This window comes from Pedobacter duraquae (genome assembly GCF_004362245.1).
GTDB classification, from domain to species: domain Bacteria; phylum Bacteroidota; class Bacteroidia; order Sphingobacteriales; family Sphingobacteriaceae; genus Pedobacter; species Pedobacter duraquae.
This window is the reverse complement of record NZ_SNWM01000003.1, coordinates 852,145-868,851: the sequence shown is the minus strand read 5'-3', so window position 1 is coordinate 868,851 and position 16,707 is coordinate 852,145. Positions and strand designations below refer to the sequence as shown.

At 41.2% G+C, this 16,707-nt stretch carries 11 protein-coding genes; 3 read left to right on the top strand and 8 right to left on the bottom strand.

The window, feature by feature from the left end; genetic code table 11:
• Nucleotide 1 precedes the first annotated feature (1 nt).
• Entirely contained in the window at nt 2-2,536 is a 2,535-nt protein-coding gene (locus CLV32_RS15470) for an ATP-dependent Clp protease ATP-binding subunit (protein ID WP_133557086.1), read from the bottom strand.
• 576 nt (nt 2,537-3,112) lie between these two features.
• On the opposite strand from CLV32_RS15470, the gene ettA reads away from it, so the two are divergent.
• Nucleotides 3,113-4,792 carry an energy-dependent translational throttle protein EttA gene (gene ettA, locus CLV32_RS15465; RefSeq protein ID WP_133557084.1) on the top strand — a complete coding sequence of 560 codons (1,680 nt, stop codon included), beginning with the start codon at nt 3,113-3,115 and terminating at the stop codon, nt 4,790-4,792.
• Between the two features lie 16 nt (nt 4,793-4,808).
• Here ettA and CLV32_RS15460 read toward each other — a convergent pair whose 3' ends face one another.
• From CLV32_RS15460 to CLV32_RS15445, 4 genes are all read right to left on the bottom strand, one after another.
• Nucleotides 4,809-7,439 (bottom strand): TonB-dependent receptor, encoded by a 2,631-nt coding sequence (locus CLV32_RS15460; protein ID WP_133557082.1) that lies wholly within the window; start codon nt 7,437-7,439, stop codon nt 4,809-4,811.
• A gap of 61 nt (nt 7,440-7,500) precedes the next feature.
• Nucleotides 7,501-7,755, bottom strand: coding sequence for a DUF1456 family protein (locus CLV32_RS15455; protein WP_133557081.1), 255 nt, complete (start codon nt 7,753-7,755; stop codon nt 7,501-7,503).
• Between the two features lie 2 nt (nt 7,756-7,757).
• The gene (locus CLV32_RS15450; RefSeq protein ID WP_133557079.1) at nt 7,758-9,062 is read right to left on the bottom strand and encodes a DEAD/DEAH box helicase; all 1,305 of its coding nucleotides are present in this window, start codon (nt 9,060-9,062) and stop codon (nt 7,758-7,760) included.
• Nucleotides 9,063-9,105: 43 nt separating this feature from the next.
• A complete protein-coding gene (locus CLV32_RS15445) occupies nt 9,106-9,327 on the bottom strand; it encodes a hypothetical protein (protein ID WP_133557077.1) in 222 nt (73 codons plus the stop codon).
• A 79-nt stretch (nt 9,328-9,406) separates the two neighbouring features.
• Here CLV32_RS15445 and CLV32_RS15440 point away from each other — a divergent pair, with 79 nt between their 5' ends.
• Nucleotides 9,407-11,188, top strand: a complete 1,782-nt coding sequence (locus CLV32_RS15440; protein WP_133557075.1) for a glycoside hydrolase family 15 protein — start codon at nt 9,407-9,409, stop codon at nt 11,186-11,188.
• Here CLV32_RS15440 and CLV32_RS15435 read toward each other — a convergent pair.
• On the bottom strand, nt 11,185-13,362 hold the full coding sequence (locus CLV32_RS15435) for a bifunctional alpha,alpha-trehalose-phosphate synthase (UDP-forming)/trehalose-phosphatase (protein ID WP_133557073.1): 2,178 nt from the start codon (nt 13,360-13,362) through the stop codon (nt 11,185-11,187). The two genes, CLV32_RS15440 and CLV32_RS15435, sit on opposite strands and share 4 nt — an antisense overlap.
• A 205-nt stretch (nt 13,363-13,567) precedes the next feature.
• On the opposite strand from CLV32_RS15435, the gene CLV32_RS15430 reads away from it, so the two are divergent.
• Entirely contained in the window at nt 13,568-14,041 is a 474-nt protein-coding gene (locus CLV32_RS15430) for a ribonuclease H-like YkuK family protein (RefSeq protein ID WP_133557196.1), read from the top strand.
• A 74-nt stretch (nt 14,042-14,115) separates the two neighbouring features.
• Here CLV32_RS15430 and CLV32_RS15425 read toward each other — a convergent pair whose 3' ends face one another.
• Nucleotides 14,116-15,162 (bottom strand): outer membrane beta-barrel protein, encoded by a 1,047-nt coding sequence (locus CLV32_RS15425; RefSeq protein ID WP_133557071.1) that lies wholly within the window; start codon nt 15,160-15,162, stop codon nt 14,116-14,118.
• A gap of 41 nt (nt 15,163-15,203) precedes the next feature.
• Complete coding sequence (locus CLV32_RS15420; RefSeq protein WP_133557069.1) at nt 15,204-16,583, bottom strand: ammonium transporter; 1,380 nt, start codon at nt 16,581-16,583, stop codon at nt 15,204-15,206.
• Nucleotides 16,584-16,707: the final 124 nt, after the last annotated feature.

The window sequence follows — 16,707 nt, the reverse complement described above, 5'->3', positions numbered from 1 at the left end:
CCTAGGCACCTTCTTCTTTTTTCTTTTTCTTGCCTGGGCTTTTATTAACCACAACAATTTGATCATTTTCTTTATTGTAGTCGATCTCCAGGATATCTCCTTCAGCGATCTCACCTTTCAATATCTCTTCGGCAATAGGATCTTCCAGATATTTTTGGATAGCACGTTTTAGAGGACGTGCACCGAAGTTACTATCAAATCCTTTATCAGCTATAAAGTCTTTAGCTACATCAGTCAATTTGATCTCATATCCCAGAGTATGTACTCTTCCGAATAAAGATTTCAACTCGATATCAATAATTTTAAAGATCTCATCTTTGCCAAGGGTATTGAATACAACAACATCATCAACCCTGTTTAGGAACTCAGGAGCGAAAGCACGTTTCAATGCATTTTCAATCACACCTCTGGAATGTGCGTCAACCTGACTTGTTTTCGCAGCTGTAGAGAACCCTACCCCCTGACCGAAATCTTTCAACTGACGGGCACCGATGTTAGAAGTCATGATGATGATCGTATTTCTAAAATCCACCTTACGACCTAAACTATCAGTAAGCTGTCCTTCGTCTAATACCTGAAGCAAAATGTTGAATACATCAGGATGTGCTTTTTCGATCTCATCAAGTAAGATTACTGCATAAGGTTTACGACGCACCTTTTCGGTAAGCTGACCACCCTCTTCATAACCTACGTACCCCGGAGGCGCACCAACTAATCTTGATACCGCAAATTTCTCCATGTATTCGCTCATATCGATCTGAATCAATGAGTCATCACTATCAAACATGAAACGGGCAAGTTCCTTGGCTAATTCTGTTTTACCAACACCTGTAGGTCCAAGGAAAATGAAGGAACCGATAGGTTTTTTAGGATCTTTCAATCCTGCACGGGTACGTTGAATTGCCTTGGTCAATTTCTTGATAGCGTCATCCTGTCCGATAATCTTTGTAGCAACAGTATCGTACATGTTCAGCAACTTCTGACTATCAGTCTGCCCAACGCGTTGCAAAGGAATACCAGTCATCATAGATACCACTTCAGCTACATTATCTTCTGTAACTGTATATCTTTTAGTCTTGGTTTCAGCTTCCCATTCCGCCTTAGCACGTTCCAGTTCTTCTAAAAGATTTTTTTCAGTATCTCTCAGTTTGGCTGCTTCTTCGTATTTCTGGCTTTTTACAACTTTGTTCTTCTCAACCTTAATATCCTCGATCTTCGTTTCGATCTCGATGATCTTTTCAGGAACGTGGATATTGGTAAGGTGTACTCTTGATCCAGCTTCATCTAACGCGTCAATAGCTTTATCAGGAAGGAACCTATCAGTAATGTACCTTGAGGTTAAAGCAACACATGCGTTAATCGCTTCATCAGTATAAGTTACACCATGATGGTCTTCGTATTTTTCTTTGATTCTGTTCAAGATTTCAATCGTCTCATCCGGAGTTGCCGGTTCAATCATAACCTTTTGGAAACGACGATCCAAGGCTCCGTCTTTTTCTATATATTGACGATACTCATCAAGCGTTGTGGCCCCAATACATTGGATTTCTCCACGAGCCAGCGCCGGCTTGAACATATTTGATGCATCCAATGAACCAGAAGCACCACCAGCACCTACGATCGTATGGATTTCATCAATAAAAAGGATTACATCTGTAGATTTCTCCAATTCATTCATTACCGCTTTCATACGTTCTTCAAACTGACCACGGTATTTTGTTCCAGCAACTAAAGAAGCAAGATCTAAAGTCACAACACGTTTGTTGAACAGTACCCTTGACACCTTACGTTGTACAATACGCAATGCCAAACCTTCTGCGATCGCAGATTTACCAACACCAGGCTCACCAATCAGAATTGGATTGTTTTTCTTCCTACGAGAAAGAATCTGCGATACGCGTTCGATTTCCTTCTCTCTACCAACAATTGGATCGAGACGTCCCTCTTCTGCTGCCTTAGTTAAATCACGTCCGAAGTTATCAAGAACCGGAGTCTTTGATTTGATATCTGAAACTTTCTTAGGTCCACTGAAGCTTTCTTCTTCGCGATAATCATCATCACTACCTGCCGAAGCGCTGTTTTGAGTCTCATCCCTAAATCCGTTTTTATTTACTTCTACTTCCTGTTTGAAAATTTCGTAATTGATGCTGAACTGTAATAAAATCTGAGACGCAATGTTATCGTCGTCGCGCAGGATTGACAACAATAAGTGCTCTGTTCCTATTAAATCGCTTTTAAAAATCTTAGCTTCTAAATAGGTTATTTTTAATACTTTTTCAGCTTGTTTGGTTAACGGGATGTTTCCCAGATTAACCGTTACACTTGAGGTACCCCTAACAGCGTCTTCAATAGAACGACGTAATTTTGAGGTATCAACACCAAGTGATCTTAATATTTTGATAGCCATGCCATCGCCTTCGCGAATCAAGCCTAACAAAAGATGCTCTGCGCCGATGTAATCGTGACCAAGTCTGAGGGCTTCTTCCCTACTGAATGAAATCACATCTTTAACTTGTGGTGAAAATTTAGCTTCCATATCTACCTTTCTTTACCGGAATGCTCTAAACTATAAAATAATGTTTATAAATAAGCGAGACCATTTTGTTTATTTTATCAACAATTACGCCATACAGACAAACCAGAGCGATGGGATTTGCCGCATACATTTAAACTTACATTGTTTTGAAATGCTTCGGACCTTAAAATCGACCAAGTGATTTTAGGAAATATGCATTCAGTACCTATACAAGGTAGTTTTTTTTATTTTAATTATGGTATCAAAAACGAATTGTCCATAAATTGTAATGATTTTATTGCACATTGGAGGCTGTCAAAATTGGTTGTTTTGCTCAATAACAGCTAACAAAATGACATAGCAAGCGCTAGAAATGAGCGGCTGTGTTAAGGATACACCATCTAAAAAGCAATATTGTGTTGCCCGTCATTAATAAAACCAGCTATTTTACAGTTATAACCATATTGGACTGTCATTTTTACAGTTTAATGGAACCATCCGGATATGTTCAAATTATCAAACCTATTTGCTTCGACAAACTATAGTATATTTTCTGCGGTAGTCTTTATATTTGCTTGCTAAAGCATAAACCTTCACATGTCAGACGAAAAAATAATCTTTTCAATGGCGGGTGTAAATAAGATTTACCCCCCTCAGAAACAAGTTCTAAAAAACATATATCTTTCTTTTTTTTACGGTGCCAAAATTGGCGTAATCGGTCTTAACGGATCTGGAAAGTCTTCTCTTTTAAAAATCATTGCTGGATTAGACAAGTCCTTTCAGGGAGAAGTTGTTTTTGCCCCAGGATTCAGTGTAGGTTACCTGGCTCAGGAACCTATTCTTGACGAGACTAAAACTGTGAGAGAGGTAGTCGAAGAAGGCGTTGCAGAAACAATAGCCATACTTAAAGAATACGAAGAGATCAACGAAAGCTTCGGTTTGCCTGAAGTCTACGAAAATGCAGACGAGATGGATAGGTTGATGGCCAAGCAGGGCGAACTACAGGATAAAATCGACGCTAGTAATGCCTGGGAGCTAGACAATAAGCTAGAACGCGCCATGGACGCTTTGCGCTGCCCAGATCCCGATGCAAAAATCGGAGTATTATCAGGAGGAGAGCGGAGGCGTGTAGCGATGTGCCGTTTATTGCTTCAGGAACCAGACGTTCTTTTGTTGGATGAGCCAACCAATCACCTTGATGCAGAAAGTATCGACTGGCTGGAACAATTCTTAAAAGATTACAAAGGGACTGTTATCGCAGTTACCCACGATAGATACTTCCTTGACAATGTTGCTGGATGGATCCTTGAACTTGACCGTGGAGAGGGTATTCCATGGAAAGGAAATTATTCGTCTTGGTTAGATCAGAAGGCAAAACGTCTGGCTCAGGAAGAAAAGACTGAAAGCAAAAGACAAAAAACTTTGGAGCGTGAGCTGGAGTGGGTACGCATGGCGCCAAAAGCAAGACATGCAAAATCTAAAGCCCGTTTATCAAATTACGATAAGTTAGCCTCAGAAGATTCTAAAGAACGTGAGGACAAGTTAGAGTTATTTATCCCTGCGGGCCCAAGGTTAGGTAACGTGGTGATTGAAGCAACGAATGTTACGAAAGCGTATGGCGACAAGATTTTGTTTGAGAACTTAAACTTCTCGCTTCCTCCCGCCGGTATCGTCGGCATTATTGGTCCAAACGGTGCTGGTAAGACAACGTTGTTCAGACTGATCACCGAGCAGGAACAACCTGATAGCGGTACGTTCAGAGTTGGAGAGACTGTTGCATTGGGTTATGTAGATCAAATGCACAATGATCTGAATCCTGACAAGACTGTATATGAAAATATCACTGACGGATTAGATAACATACAATTAGGCAATAAAGCGGTGAGTGGAAGAGCCTATGTTTCTAAGTTTAACTTTAACGGCGGCGATCAGCAAAAGAAAGTTGGCGTATTATCAGGCGGAGAAAGGAACAGGGTTCATCTCGCAATCACGCTGAAAAAAGGCGCAAACGTTTTGCTTTTAGATGAGCCAACAAACGATATCGACGTAAACACGCTACGTGCACTCGAAGAAGCGCTTGAAAACTTTGGCGGTTGTGCAGTAGTAATCAGTCACGACAGGTGGTTCCTTGACCGTATCTGTACACACATTATTGCATTCGAAGGCAATTCGCAGGTATACTTCTTTGAAGGTAACTATAGTGATTACGAAGAAAATCGCAAGAAACGTCTTGGAGACAGCACGCCACACCGTTTAAAATATAAAAAACTGGCTTAAGCCACATTTGCAAATATTAACCTCCAAACTGCTGGAGGTTAATATTTAAACTTAGCTGCAAATACCTCGTAATCTGATTGTTCTTACTATCAATAATCGAGTTATCAGAAACGCTTCTGATCAGATAATTTCCTTGATTAAGAATATCATAAGCTTGTAGTTTGATCGTTCCCTGATCACGTTTAAGAAAGGATTTCTCCAAGCTCAAATTAATTAATAAAGGATTTTTCGCTTCAATAGAATATCCAATATTAATTCTCTTAAGCGCATCAAAACCCATTGCATAGCGCTTGCCTAAAAATGTTTTCATGCTCAGGTTGAATTCATAAACCTGAATATCCTTTAGCTCCCCGATTGCAAGCGAGTATCTGTTACTATAGTAATTATAACTTGCATCACCCGTCATGATCAGCTTCTTTTTATTCATCCTCAGTAGTACCGCCTGAGAAAAATTAAAGCCCTTATTTTGGTTTAAAATATAATCTGAGTAGGAAACAGTATTGGCAAATCCGACGTTCCCCCTAAACTCCAGGTTATACGTATTTTCTACAAAAGGCTGCGACCATGAATACAGCGTTTCAAAGCTGTATGCGCCATTCGCATTCAGAAAATTCGTTTCCTGCTTAAGACTATTCAGTGTATCCGTAACCAAGATCAGATTCGTAACCACCTGGTCTTTGATTACATTCGCATTTACACCCAGCATTAATGCCGCTCCTGTTTTTAAATCCGTCTTCTGATAGGATAGTCCTGCAGTGTGGGTAAATGTTGACCGTAAATTTGGATTTCCAACGATTACATTCTGAAGATTCCGCGTATTGGGCACTGGCTGAAGTTGCGTAAAATTAGGTGCGACATTATTTCCTGTATATACAAGACTCAGACTGGACTTCTCTGTCAGGATATAGCTGACATTCGCAACCGGTGCAACATTAAATCCCACATGACTGATTGTATTTCTCGGTTGTTCGTTTCTAACCGTTAAGATATTTGGCTGAGCAGTAATGCCAAGATTGTAGCTCACCGATTCAGAAGCAAACCTATAACTAGCGCCCAATAAATGCGCCGTGAACCTCGACGTATACATCGTACTCAACGAATCTACTACCCTTCCAACCCGGTACATCGTATTGACTCGGGTAAGCAGATCATTTGCATTTTCTTCCATATCGAAAGTATAGTATACATCCAGGCTTTTAGTCTTTGCACTATCTACCTTACCTCCTAATGGCTCAGAAAACCGGACCGTAGCACTTATATTTCTGGACCTGTTACGTGTATCTACCAACCTGTTCAATACAGAGTCTTTAACCGGAATACGATCATTATAATACACGATTTTACTTAGGAGATCTTCATCTGTATTATTGATCCCATTTTTAGCAGTAAATCCGACCGATAAATTTCTCCCCGGCTTATTAAGCCTGTAGGCATAGGCGAGGTTTCCACTGAAATTGGGTGTGTATAGTTTTGTCGCATTTCGGTTGGCTAAATCCTGTAAAATAACCCCAGTTTGTCGAGAAGTAGCATCGGAATTGCTATTACTATTCAAAAACGAACCAACTACAGAAGCCTGAAAATAACTTAACTTTCCAACCGACTGTAAGCTCCAGTTCAAGTTATGTTTATCGCTCGTTGTCAGTCTATCGTTAGCGTTGGTAGTCCTGATAATTCCCAGTGGGTTTACGGTTTCTATATAGTCCAGTTGCTTACTGTTATTTTTATTGTTGTCGTACGTGTAGCCCAAACTCGTTGTTAAACCTTCACTTATCTTATCTCTATAGTTGATTCCGGTAGCGATATTTCGATTAATACCTGCAGCGTTATTTGTACTGATTACATTTGCCTTAACGCCGATCTGTTTTTTCTCCCGCCAGATGTTGCCATTGGTCTGTAGGCCATAGCGTTCATTTGAACCCCCATTTATCGAGGTATTTCCGAAATTGCCCTTACCACGTCCTGGTTTTGTGACGAGGTTTAACATCTTCTGAGGTTCGCCGGTTTTAACGCCTGTAAAGTTGGCTTCATCGCCATAATCATTGATCACCTGAACCTTTGCAATCATATCTGCCGGCAACTGACTGATAAAATCTTTCACGTTACTGGTAAAGAAGTCTTCTCCGTTAATCCTAAGTTTGGTCATAACTTTCCCCATATTGAGTGCTCTTCCCTCCCGATCAATGGTCATTCCTGGCATTAGTCGCAGCAACTCGTCAACCCGGTCATTTTCCCGCACAGCAAATGCCGCCGCGTTATACTCTATCGTATCCTTCATCAATCGTATCGGAATAACCTGGGCTTTGATGACTACCTCCTTAAGGGTATGCGCATCCCGTTCCAAAGATAAGAGCGGCAAACTAATTGTACGCTGACCTAGATCGTAGATGAGTTCCCTGGTATACGGCAGATAGCCAAATGCATTAATTTCTAGAGTGATACGGATTGTTGAGATGCCGGAGAGATTAAATTTTCCCCTATCATCTGTAGAAGCATGCAAAGTATCTTCACCGGCAATTACCTTAATTGCGGCATTTGGGATAGGCCGCTTCAGGGAATCCTTCACCAGACCATTTATCCTGTTATTTACTTGCCCCGTAACGGAGCCAGCCAGAAAAAGGTTGAATAATAGGATCAGGTATACGCGCATAACAAACCTTGCTATGCGAACATACTGAAAAAAAAACTAAATATGATTACAGACCTACGGGTTATTCTGAATCTGAAGCTATATTTTTTTCCTTTGGAGGACGTGGACCGCGTTTGTAGATCACCAGGCCATTCAGGAAATTTCTCAGGATCTGATCGCCGCAAGGCTTAAAATTCGGATGGTCATCGCTCCTGAAAAAAGAACCAAGTTCACTTTTTGTAATCTTGAAATTAACCAACTCCATAATTTTGATAATATCATCATTGGTGAGCGCCAGTGCTACGCGTAGTTTTTTAAAAATATCGTTGTTACTCATAATTACATTGCGATTTCAATCTTAATCTTTTTATTCTTTATCCGTTCGTTCGCTAATTTGACAAGGACTTGTTTTACCATTTTCCTTTTGATGGCTACATAGCTACTGCTGTCTTTAACCTCGATAAGCCCCACATCTTCTTTTTGCAGCCCACCCTTTTTAAGGAGTAACCCTACGATATCGATCTTATTGATCTTATCTTTTTTACCAGAGGCAACGTAAAGTGTTTGCCATTCGCTATCCTTTGGCGGAGAGAACTTACCTGACAGCGACTCAGTCTCAATTTCGGTTTTCAGAAAGGGGTATTTTTCTTCATCTGTCATGATCAGATAAACGGTTCCACTTGCATTCATCCTTGCCGTGCGCCCATTTCTATGCAGGAAGGCATCTTCCGTATATGGCAACTGATAATGGATGATATACTCTACTTCCGGAATATCCAATCCCCGCGCAGCCAGATCGGTCGTTATTAATATTTTAATACTTCCATTTCTGAACTTTAATATGGCGCGTTCACGCTCATCCTGTTCCATTCCCCCATGAAAAATATCATGCGCAAGATCCTTATCAATAAGGAGATCACTAATCCGGTCTACAGTTTCCCTGTGGTTGCAGAAAATGAGCATTGTTTTACTGCCAATTTTGCAGATCAATTGAAATAAAACATTCAGTTTATCCTCTGCAGTAGAGGTCACTTTTTTAAGCTGCAGATTTGGAAGCACTTTAACATCTTTCAGAAAGTTCACTTCCACGGGCTGATTGATCCTAACAAAATCAGGGATTTCATCCATTGCGGTGGCGGAAGTAAGATACCTTTGTTTAAGTGATAATAGCTTATGGATGATATACGACATATCCTCCTGAAATCCGAATTCCAAAGCCTTATCAAATTCATCCAACACAAGATATTGGATTGTAGATTCATCAAAATTCTCGTGTCTGATATGATAAGCGAGTCTTCCGGGAGTACCGATAAGCACAGCAGGAGCCTGAGCCAGGTTATTCTTCTCGGTTTTAACAGCGTGTCCACCATAACAGCAGTTCACTTTAAAACCTGTAGACATCTGTTTGAACACCATTTCAATCTGAAGAGCCAACTCGCGTGAGGGCACCACGATCAGTGCTTGCACTCCTTTTGATGCGGGGTCAAGGTTCAATACCAGGGGCAGCAAAAACCCTAAGGTCTTCCCGGAGCCTGTCGGCGCAAGCAGCAGCACATCCTTTCCGGTTTGGGCGGCTTTAACTGATGCCTGCTGCATCGCATTTAATGCAGTAATATTGAGTTGATTCAGTATCTTTTCTAACATAAGCTGTAAAGATACGATTACATAAAGGATAAGGAAAGCCGGGCTATCCTATTCGGAGATATTTCTTTTTAAGTCGCCTGTAAGAATTATACAAGGTAACGTCAAGTTTAAGCAACATCTGTCCGCGTTTGCCCATCCAGGATGTCATATAGTGGTTAGCTGTTTGCACCGGCTGATACACATGTTCTTCCAGTAATTCGATATACTTCAAGTTCGAGCGGCTTTGCTGCATCAGGTTGAATTCGTTAATCAGTGCTGTATCCATGATTGCTTATATATTTATCAAACAACAAATGCATCCTGCTGTTGTTTTCCTATATCTAATATAACAAAATTTAATTTAAATGGATAGACATACCTATCAAACAGGGATTATAGGCAATTGCGCATTTTTAGCACATATCAATAAAAACACAAATGTTGACTGGTTATGCTGGCCGAGATTTGATAGTTCTTTTGTATTTGGAGGAATATTGGATCAGGAAAAAGGTGGCGAATACAGCATTCTGCCGGCAGGTTCATACACCTCTAAACAATACTATCAGGAGAACACCAATATATTATGCACAGAGATCAGTGATTCAGAAGGCGTTTACCGGATAACAGATTTCGCACCTAGGTTTCATCAATACGAACGTTATTTCAAACCACTGATGTTTATCAGAAAAATTGAAGTAATTAGCGGAAATCCACGGATTAAGGTTACCTGCCGTCCGGTACACCATTATGGAGAAGGAAACTTTAAGGGTAGCCGGGGCAGCAGCCACATTTTATATGAAGCCGGAACGGAAACAATTCAGCTGAGCACCAATATTTCGTTAAGTTACGTTCAGGAAGAAAAGTTCTTTGCACTCAATGAAACTAAATATCTGATCATGACTTACGGTTATAAACTGGAGGCGCCGATTGAAAGCACAGCAGAAAGGTTTTTATTAAGCACCAGACAGTATTGGAGAACCTGGATCAAACACTCTACGATTGCCGGTTTCTATCAACCACTCGTTATCCGCTCAGCCCTGGTATTGAAGATCCATCAATATGAAGATACGGGTGCAATTATAGCGGCCAGCACAACGAGCCTACCTGAATCACCAGGAAGCACACGAAACTGGGACTACAGATATTGTTGGATGCGCGATACCTACTACGTCATTACCGCGCTAAACCACATCGGTCATTTTGAGGAAATGGAGAAGTACTTTAATTATGTAACAGACATTTCCTTTAGGGACGATGAGCGTTATCAGCCATTGTTCGGCATCGCCGGCGAAAGGGTTTTGACGGAAAGAATCCTGACCAATATTAAGGGATACCAGGGAAATCAGCCGGTACGTGTTGGCAACCAGGCTTTTGAACACATCCAAAATGACATCTATGGCCAGGTATTGATTTCTATGCTCCCGTTGTACCACGACAGAAGATTCACGGTAGACGAGCGGCAGGATTCCAGCAGGTGGCTGGACTCCCTGCTTAGAAAAATCGAACATACAATAGACGAAAAGGATGCAGGAATCTGGGAGTTCAGAAATCTTGCCAACTTCCATTGCTACACTAATTTATTCCAGTGGGCCGGTGCAAACGCTGCTTTAAAAATGGCCATTACAATTGGTCATGAAGATTTTCAGAAGCGTGCACAGGCACTGATTGACAAGGCTGCCAAGCATATCGAAGATTGCTATGATCCGGAACGAAAAGTTTACAACCATGCTGTGGGTAGTGCACACCTCGATGCAAGCACACTGCAACTGATCCTGATGAATTATCTCGATCCAAATTCGCAGCGGGCAAAAGACCACCTAATAGCCTTGGAAACTGAATTAAAGGGCAAAAATGGACTATTCTACCGCTATAAACATGCTGATGATTTTGGTAAGCCAAAAACAACCTTTCTAATCTGCGCGTTTTGGTATGTAGAAGCCCTGGCATGTGTTGGCCGCATTGATGATGCAATCAGAGAATTCGAATCCCTCATTCAATACGGCAATCACCTGCAGCTATTCAGTGAGGATGTAGACGAAAATGATGGCAGTCAGTGGGGCAATTTCCCACAAGCTTACAGCCATGTGGGATTGATGAATGCCGCACATCGTATAGCCATCAAATTAGATCGCCCAATATTTATTTAGGATGTAAAACCTTTCAGCAGGGCGCGTACTTCGGCGGGATTCCGCAAATAGAATCGCGCAGCTGAAAGGTTACCTCCAACCTTCACGGTATAGGCAGTAGCAGGCAATGCTTTGAAAATGTCCTCATCAGTAACATCGTCACCGATAGCGAGGATAAAATCAGGCTCATTGTCGTGCATCCAGTTCAACGCTGCCTTACCTTTGTTTACTTCGATATTTTTAAATTCAAGGACTTTGTTCCCAGCCATTAACTGCAGACCTTTATCAGCAAGCATCATCCTTAGGTGATTCATAATTTCATTTGCCCGTAGTTCACCCAAACCTTTCTCAACTTTGCGGTAATGCCATACCAGCGAATAACTTTTATCTTCTATAAAAGAACCCGGAGTACGGTCAGTATAAGTTTCCAATACCGTTCGAACCTCCTGCTTCCATTTGTCGGTCAGCAAAGGCAGACTCTTCCACTCTTCACCATATTTCTTTTGCCAGGCACCATGCTCGGCAATCAGGTCAATCTTCATATTACCGAACCATTCTTCAAGGGTCTCATGTCTTCTGCCACTGATCACGATAACCTTATTAAGCGGGTCTGATATCAGGTCGCTCATGATTGTATACAGTTCTTCGTCGGGAGATACCCGGTCAATATTTGAATTGAAGCCTACCAGTGTGCCATCATAGTCCAAAAACAGATACCGCTCTGTTGCCTCATCATAATCCGATCTGATCACAGTCCTGACCGGCGCATTTACATATTTTGTGAGCAGGGATGCCTGCATCGTCTTTACCTCTTCCAATTTATCCATAAAATTTTTCACCCATAGGTGGATATTAAACTTCGTTACGTTACTACGCATATTTCGCATACGCACCTGCTGCTCTGCCAACGACATATTTAAGGCTTGTAGAATAGCCCGCATTGTTTCTCCTATATTATTTGGATTAACGATCAGGGCGTCATTAAGCTCTTTCGACGCTCCGGCCATTTCGCTTAAAATAAGCACACCGGTGTCGTTAGTACGGGAAGCTACATACTCTTTACTTACCAGGTTCATACCGTCGCGCATGGGGGTAACCAGACAGATATCTGCAGTACGGTAAAGCGCCGACAGTACTTCAATGGGGAACGAGCGATAAAAATAATGTACAGGGAGCCAGTTTAACGTCCTGTATCTGGCATTAATGTTTCCCACTAGCTGATCGATCTGCTCCTTCAGCTCCCGGTATTGTGGAACACTATCTCTCGAAGGAACAACAATCATGTATAATGCAATATGTCCCTGATATTTTGGATAATTTTGTAGCAGGAGTTCAAATGCCTGAAGACGCTGCAGAATCCCTTTACTATAATCAAGCCTGTCGATCGTAAGAATTACCTGCACCCCTGCCTGAGCCTCCTCAAAAGATTTAATATGCGTCTTGACTAACTCGTTGTCTTTAAATTTCTCAAATTTCTCATCGTCAATTCCCATAGGAAAGGCTTCGACCACAATCTGCCGCTCCTGATAAGTAACGATATTATCAGCATAATTTGCTGAAGACAACCGCGAGGCAGTGCTCAGAAAGTGTCGGACATCATCAAAAGTATGGAAGCCGATAAGATCAGCCCCAAACAAACCCGTAATCAGTTCTTCCCTCCAGGGAATAAGTCTAAAAATTTCATAAGAGGGGAAAGGGATGTGCTGAAAGAATCCAATCGTTACCTGCGGCTTACGCGTCCTGATGAGACAAGGAAGCAGTAATAACTGGTAGTCGTGCACCCAAACCGTATCTCCATTCTGGATATGACTATCCGCTATATCAGCAAATTTATCATTTACCTTTTTGTAAGCATCCCAGTAAGTTTGTTCGTAATTGGCATAGGTAATCATGTAGTGGAATACCGGCCATAATATTTCATTTGAAAAACCTTCGTAATAACCGTTGATCTCTTCGGCAGTCAAAAAAACCGGAATAAGGTTCAGCTGTGCCAGTTGTCTTGTTACTTCATCCTGCCTTTCTGGCGGCACATCTATACCAGGCCATCCGATCCAGATATTTTCACCTTTCTTGTAAATAGAGCCTAAGCCCGTTGCTAATCCACCTTCACTCGCACTCAACAGGTATTGTCCATCCTGTTCCACAATTTTTACGGGCAGCCGATTGGAAATAATAATCGTCTTACTTTTCATCATATGTTAAATAACTACCCGTTTTAGAGCTGTATTGTTTGTTTTTTTTGAAACATCTTCCTCAGAAGTACTTTTAAAGGATCTGCATGCGTGTTGACAAGTATCTGATTGTTAGGAAATAACTACATTTAAATAACATATATTTAACATAAAACCAGGTAAATTAGTTAAACCCCAAAAAAGGTTCTTTATGCTAAGAAATGAAGATATGACCTGGAAAAAATTTAGTGGCGAAGTGATCAACGCGCCCATCCTTCAAGAAGTGGAACAAGCCATTATCCGGGAAACCGAAAAAGGCTATCGTTTAAAAGTATGCATCGGTACAGATTCGCAAGTTAAAGGAAGCCTGACAGACTTTGCTACTGTCATAGTTTTAGTTAGAGAGCATCACGGGGGATTTATGTATATCCATCAGGAAAAGACACCGATAGTTATGAGCATCAAGGAACGTATGTTAGTAGAGGTTCAGAAATCCATAGAAACCGCTTATTCTATTTGCGATCTGCTGGATCTTTATGACGTAGATCTGGAAGTTCACGCTGATATAAACACCAACCCATCGTTCAAATCCAATAAAGCTTTGAACGAGGCAATGGGATATATTTTAAGTATGGGCTTTATCTTTAAGGCAAAACCTGAAGCATTTGCCAGCTCTACCTGCGCTGATAAAATGGTGCATTAATTACCGGATATTAAATTAAAAAAGCCGCCGGCAATTTGCCGGCGACTGATGAGTGGTTAGTATTTAGACGTGGTTTAAAAGGCATATACCGCAGCAAGAGAAAACTGAGATGCGCTCTTGGTCGGTGTTAAATTACTTTTCGTAAACATGGTTGAAGACCCGTTGTCAAAACGCACCTCAGGAATGAAAGTCAGTCCCCCCGCTTTTAGGTTCGCTGATAACGTAATGGCAGTTACGCTTTCACCTTTTACGAGCGGGGTTGTTCCAGTAGCTTTAATATCCTTTGCCGTAAAATATTCTGCTCTTACACCCATGGAGAATCCGGTAGTAAAAGCATTCTGAGCATACAAGGCGGCGCCTGTATATCCCCCATTGTTATTGGATACAGAATAATCTGCTGCGTTTAATCCTAACTTTACTTTTTCAGTAACCTGATAAGAAGTAGTCAGATCGAAGATTGATCCAGTTCCAGGAGCCCCGGCATTGCGGCCTGATAATACATTCAGATAAGCCGTCCAACCTTCGGCCGGTGCCAGCGCAAGTTGAGCACCAACATGAGAAACACCATTAAGATCTTTGTATACATTCCAATCGTCAAACAAACCGACCATTAAACTGACCTTTGGAGAAAACACGTAGTTTGCTTTAATCCCCGCATTCTGAAAAGGGCCGTTGGTGAATAAGTATGAAGTAGAGTAGTTATAGTTTCCTACCGGCGAAATCACCTCGTACCCAATAAATGTCCCCATATAACCGGCAGTCATACTGAACTTATCTGTAAAAGCATAAGTAGCATATAAATTCTGAATATGGAAAGAGTTATCATCCGTACCATCACCATTAGGAATAGACTGATACTGGCCTCTCGGTCCAAATGAAAGCTCACCTACAAAAGAGGCCTTGCCAGTCGTTTTCTTCACACCCAGGTCGATCATACCCAATGAAATGGAATTTTGATCATTAGCGAAACTAGTAGGTATATTAGCTTTCTTTTGAAAATCATATTTATAATAAGTATCTACAGAGCCGAAAATTACCAGTGGATCTTTAGGCGCTTCTTGAGCATAGGATATCGATCCGAAGGCGAGAGCCGACAGCGACAGCAGTGATTTCAATTTCATTTTTTTTGTTTTGAGGTGAGAATTTAGATGGTTTATGAGGGTTAAGTGGTTGGCAATTCAGTTTCCATTCCTGTTGATGCAACGATCAGCGTGCCTTGAAAATATTTTTCGTTGTGCTGACTTGAGTCCAGTCCTTCCTCTTCTTCTTCGGAAGTTACGCGGATTGGTTGGATCAGGTTGATCAACTTGAAGATGACGAAAGAAACAACAAAGCTGAATACAACGACAATCACTACACCTTTTAATTGCGTAATGAAAAAAGCAGGATTTCCATAGAATAAGCCGTCTACACCGGCAGGGTTTACTGTTTTAGTAGCAAAGACACCAGTCAAAAGCATTCCTACGATTCCACCTACACCATGACAAGGGAATACATCTAATGTATCATCAAGGCTTGTTTTAGATTTCCACATCACAGCTAGGTTAGAGACAATAGCTGCTACGAAACCGATAAAGATACTTGTTGGAATGGCTACAAAACCTGCTCCAGGTGTGATAGCCACCAGACCAACTACAGCACCGATACAAAAACCGAGTACAGAAGGTTTTTTACCTCTAAGTACATCGAAGAACATCCATGATAACCCAGCAGCACCTGCAGCAATATTTGTAGTAGCAAATGCAGATACAGCAAGAGCTCCTGATCCAAGTGCGGAACCTGCATTGAATCCGAACCAACCGAACCAAAGTAATCCAGTTCCGATCAAAACATAAGGAATGTTTGCAGGAGGTACTTCCTGATGATCAATATGTGATTTTCTACGTTTTAATACCAAAGCACCAGCAAGAGCAGCCATACCTGCGGAAATGTGCACTACAGTACCACCAGCAAAATCCAGAACACCCATTTTGAACAGGATTCCATCAGGATGCCAAGTCCAGTGTGCCAATGGAGAATAAACGAAAATGGCGAACAAGACGATAAAAAGGATATAAGAAGTAAAACGAATGCGTTCAGCTACGGCACCAACAACCAAACCTGGTGTAATGATCGCAAACATCAATTGAAATAAAGCAAAAAGTGTAAGGGGAATTGTAGGCGCCAGACTCCATGGAGCACCCGAATTCACATTCTGAAAAAACAAAAAGGTCTTTGGGTTTCCAATCAATCCATTGATACTTTCACCAAAAGCAAGACTAAAACTTACTGTTACCCACAGTACCGTAATTACCCCTGCAGCAACCACACTTTTAATCATGGTCGACAATACATTTTTACGGTGAACCATACCTCCATAAAAGAAGGCTAATCCTGGTGTCATCAAAAATACAAGTGCAGTAGCTACAAGTATCCAGGCCACATCAGCCGCGTTATACTTACCCTCATCGAAATTTGGTAAGAGCGGAATGAATAATGCTATTATTGCAATAATGGCGAGAATTGCAAATGGCGCAAACTGTTTAAATAGAATTTTGGTCATAAAGCTTAGTTTAATTGGTTAAATGGTTTGTAATTTGTAATATTTAAGCTAAACTTAAGTAAAAATTATATAAACAACAAGATTATTACATCATAAAATGGAAAGTTTATAAAAAATATACCGA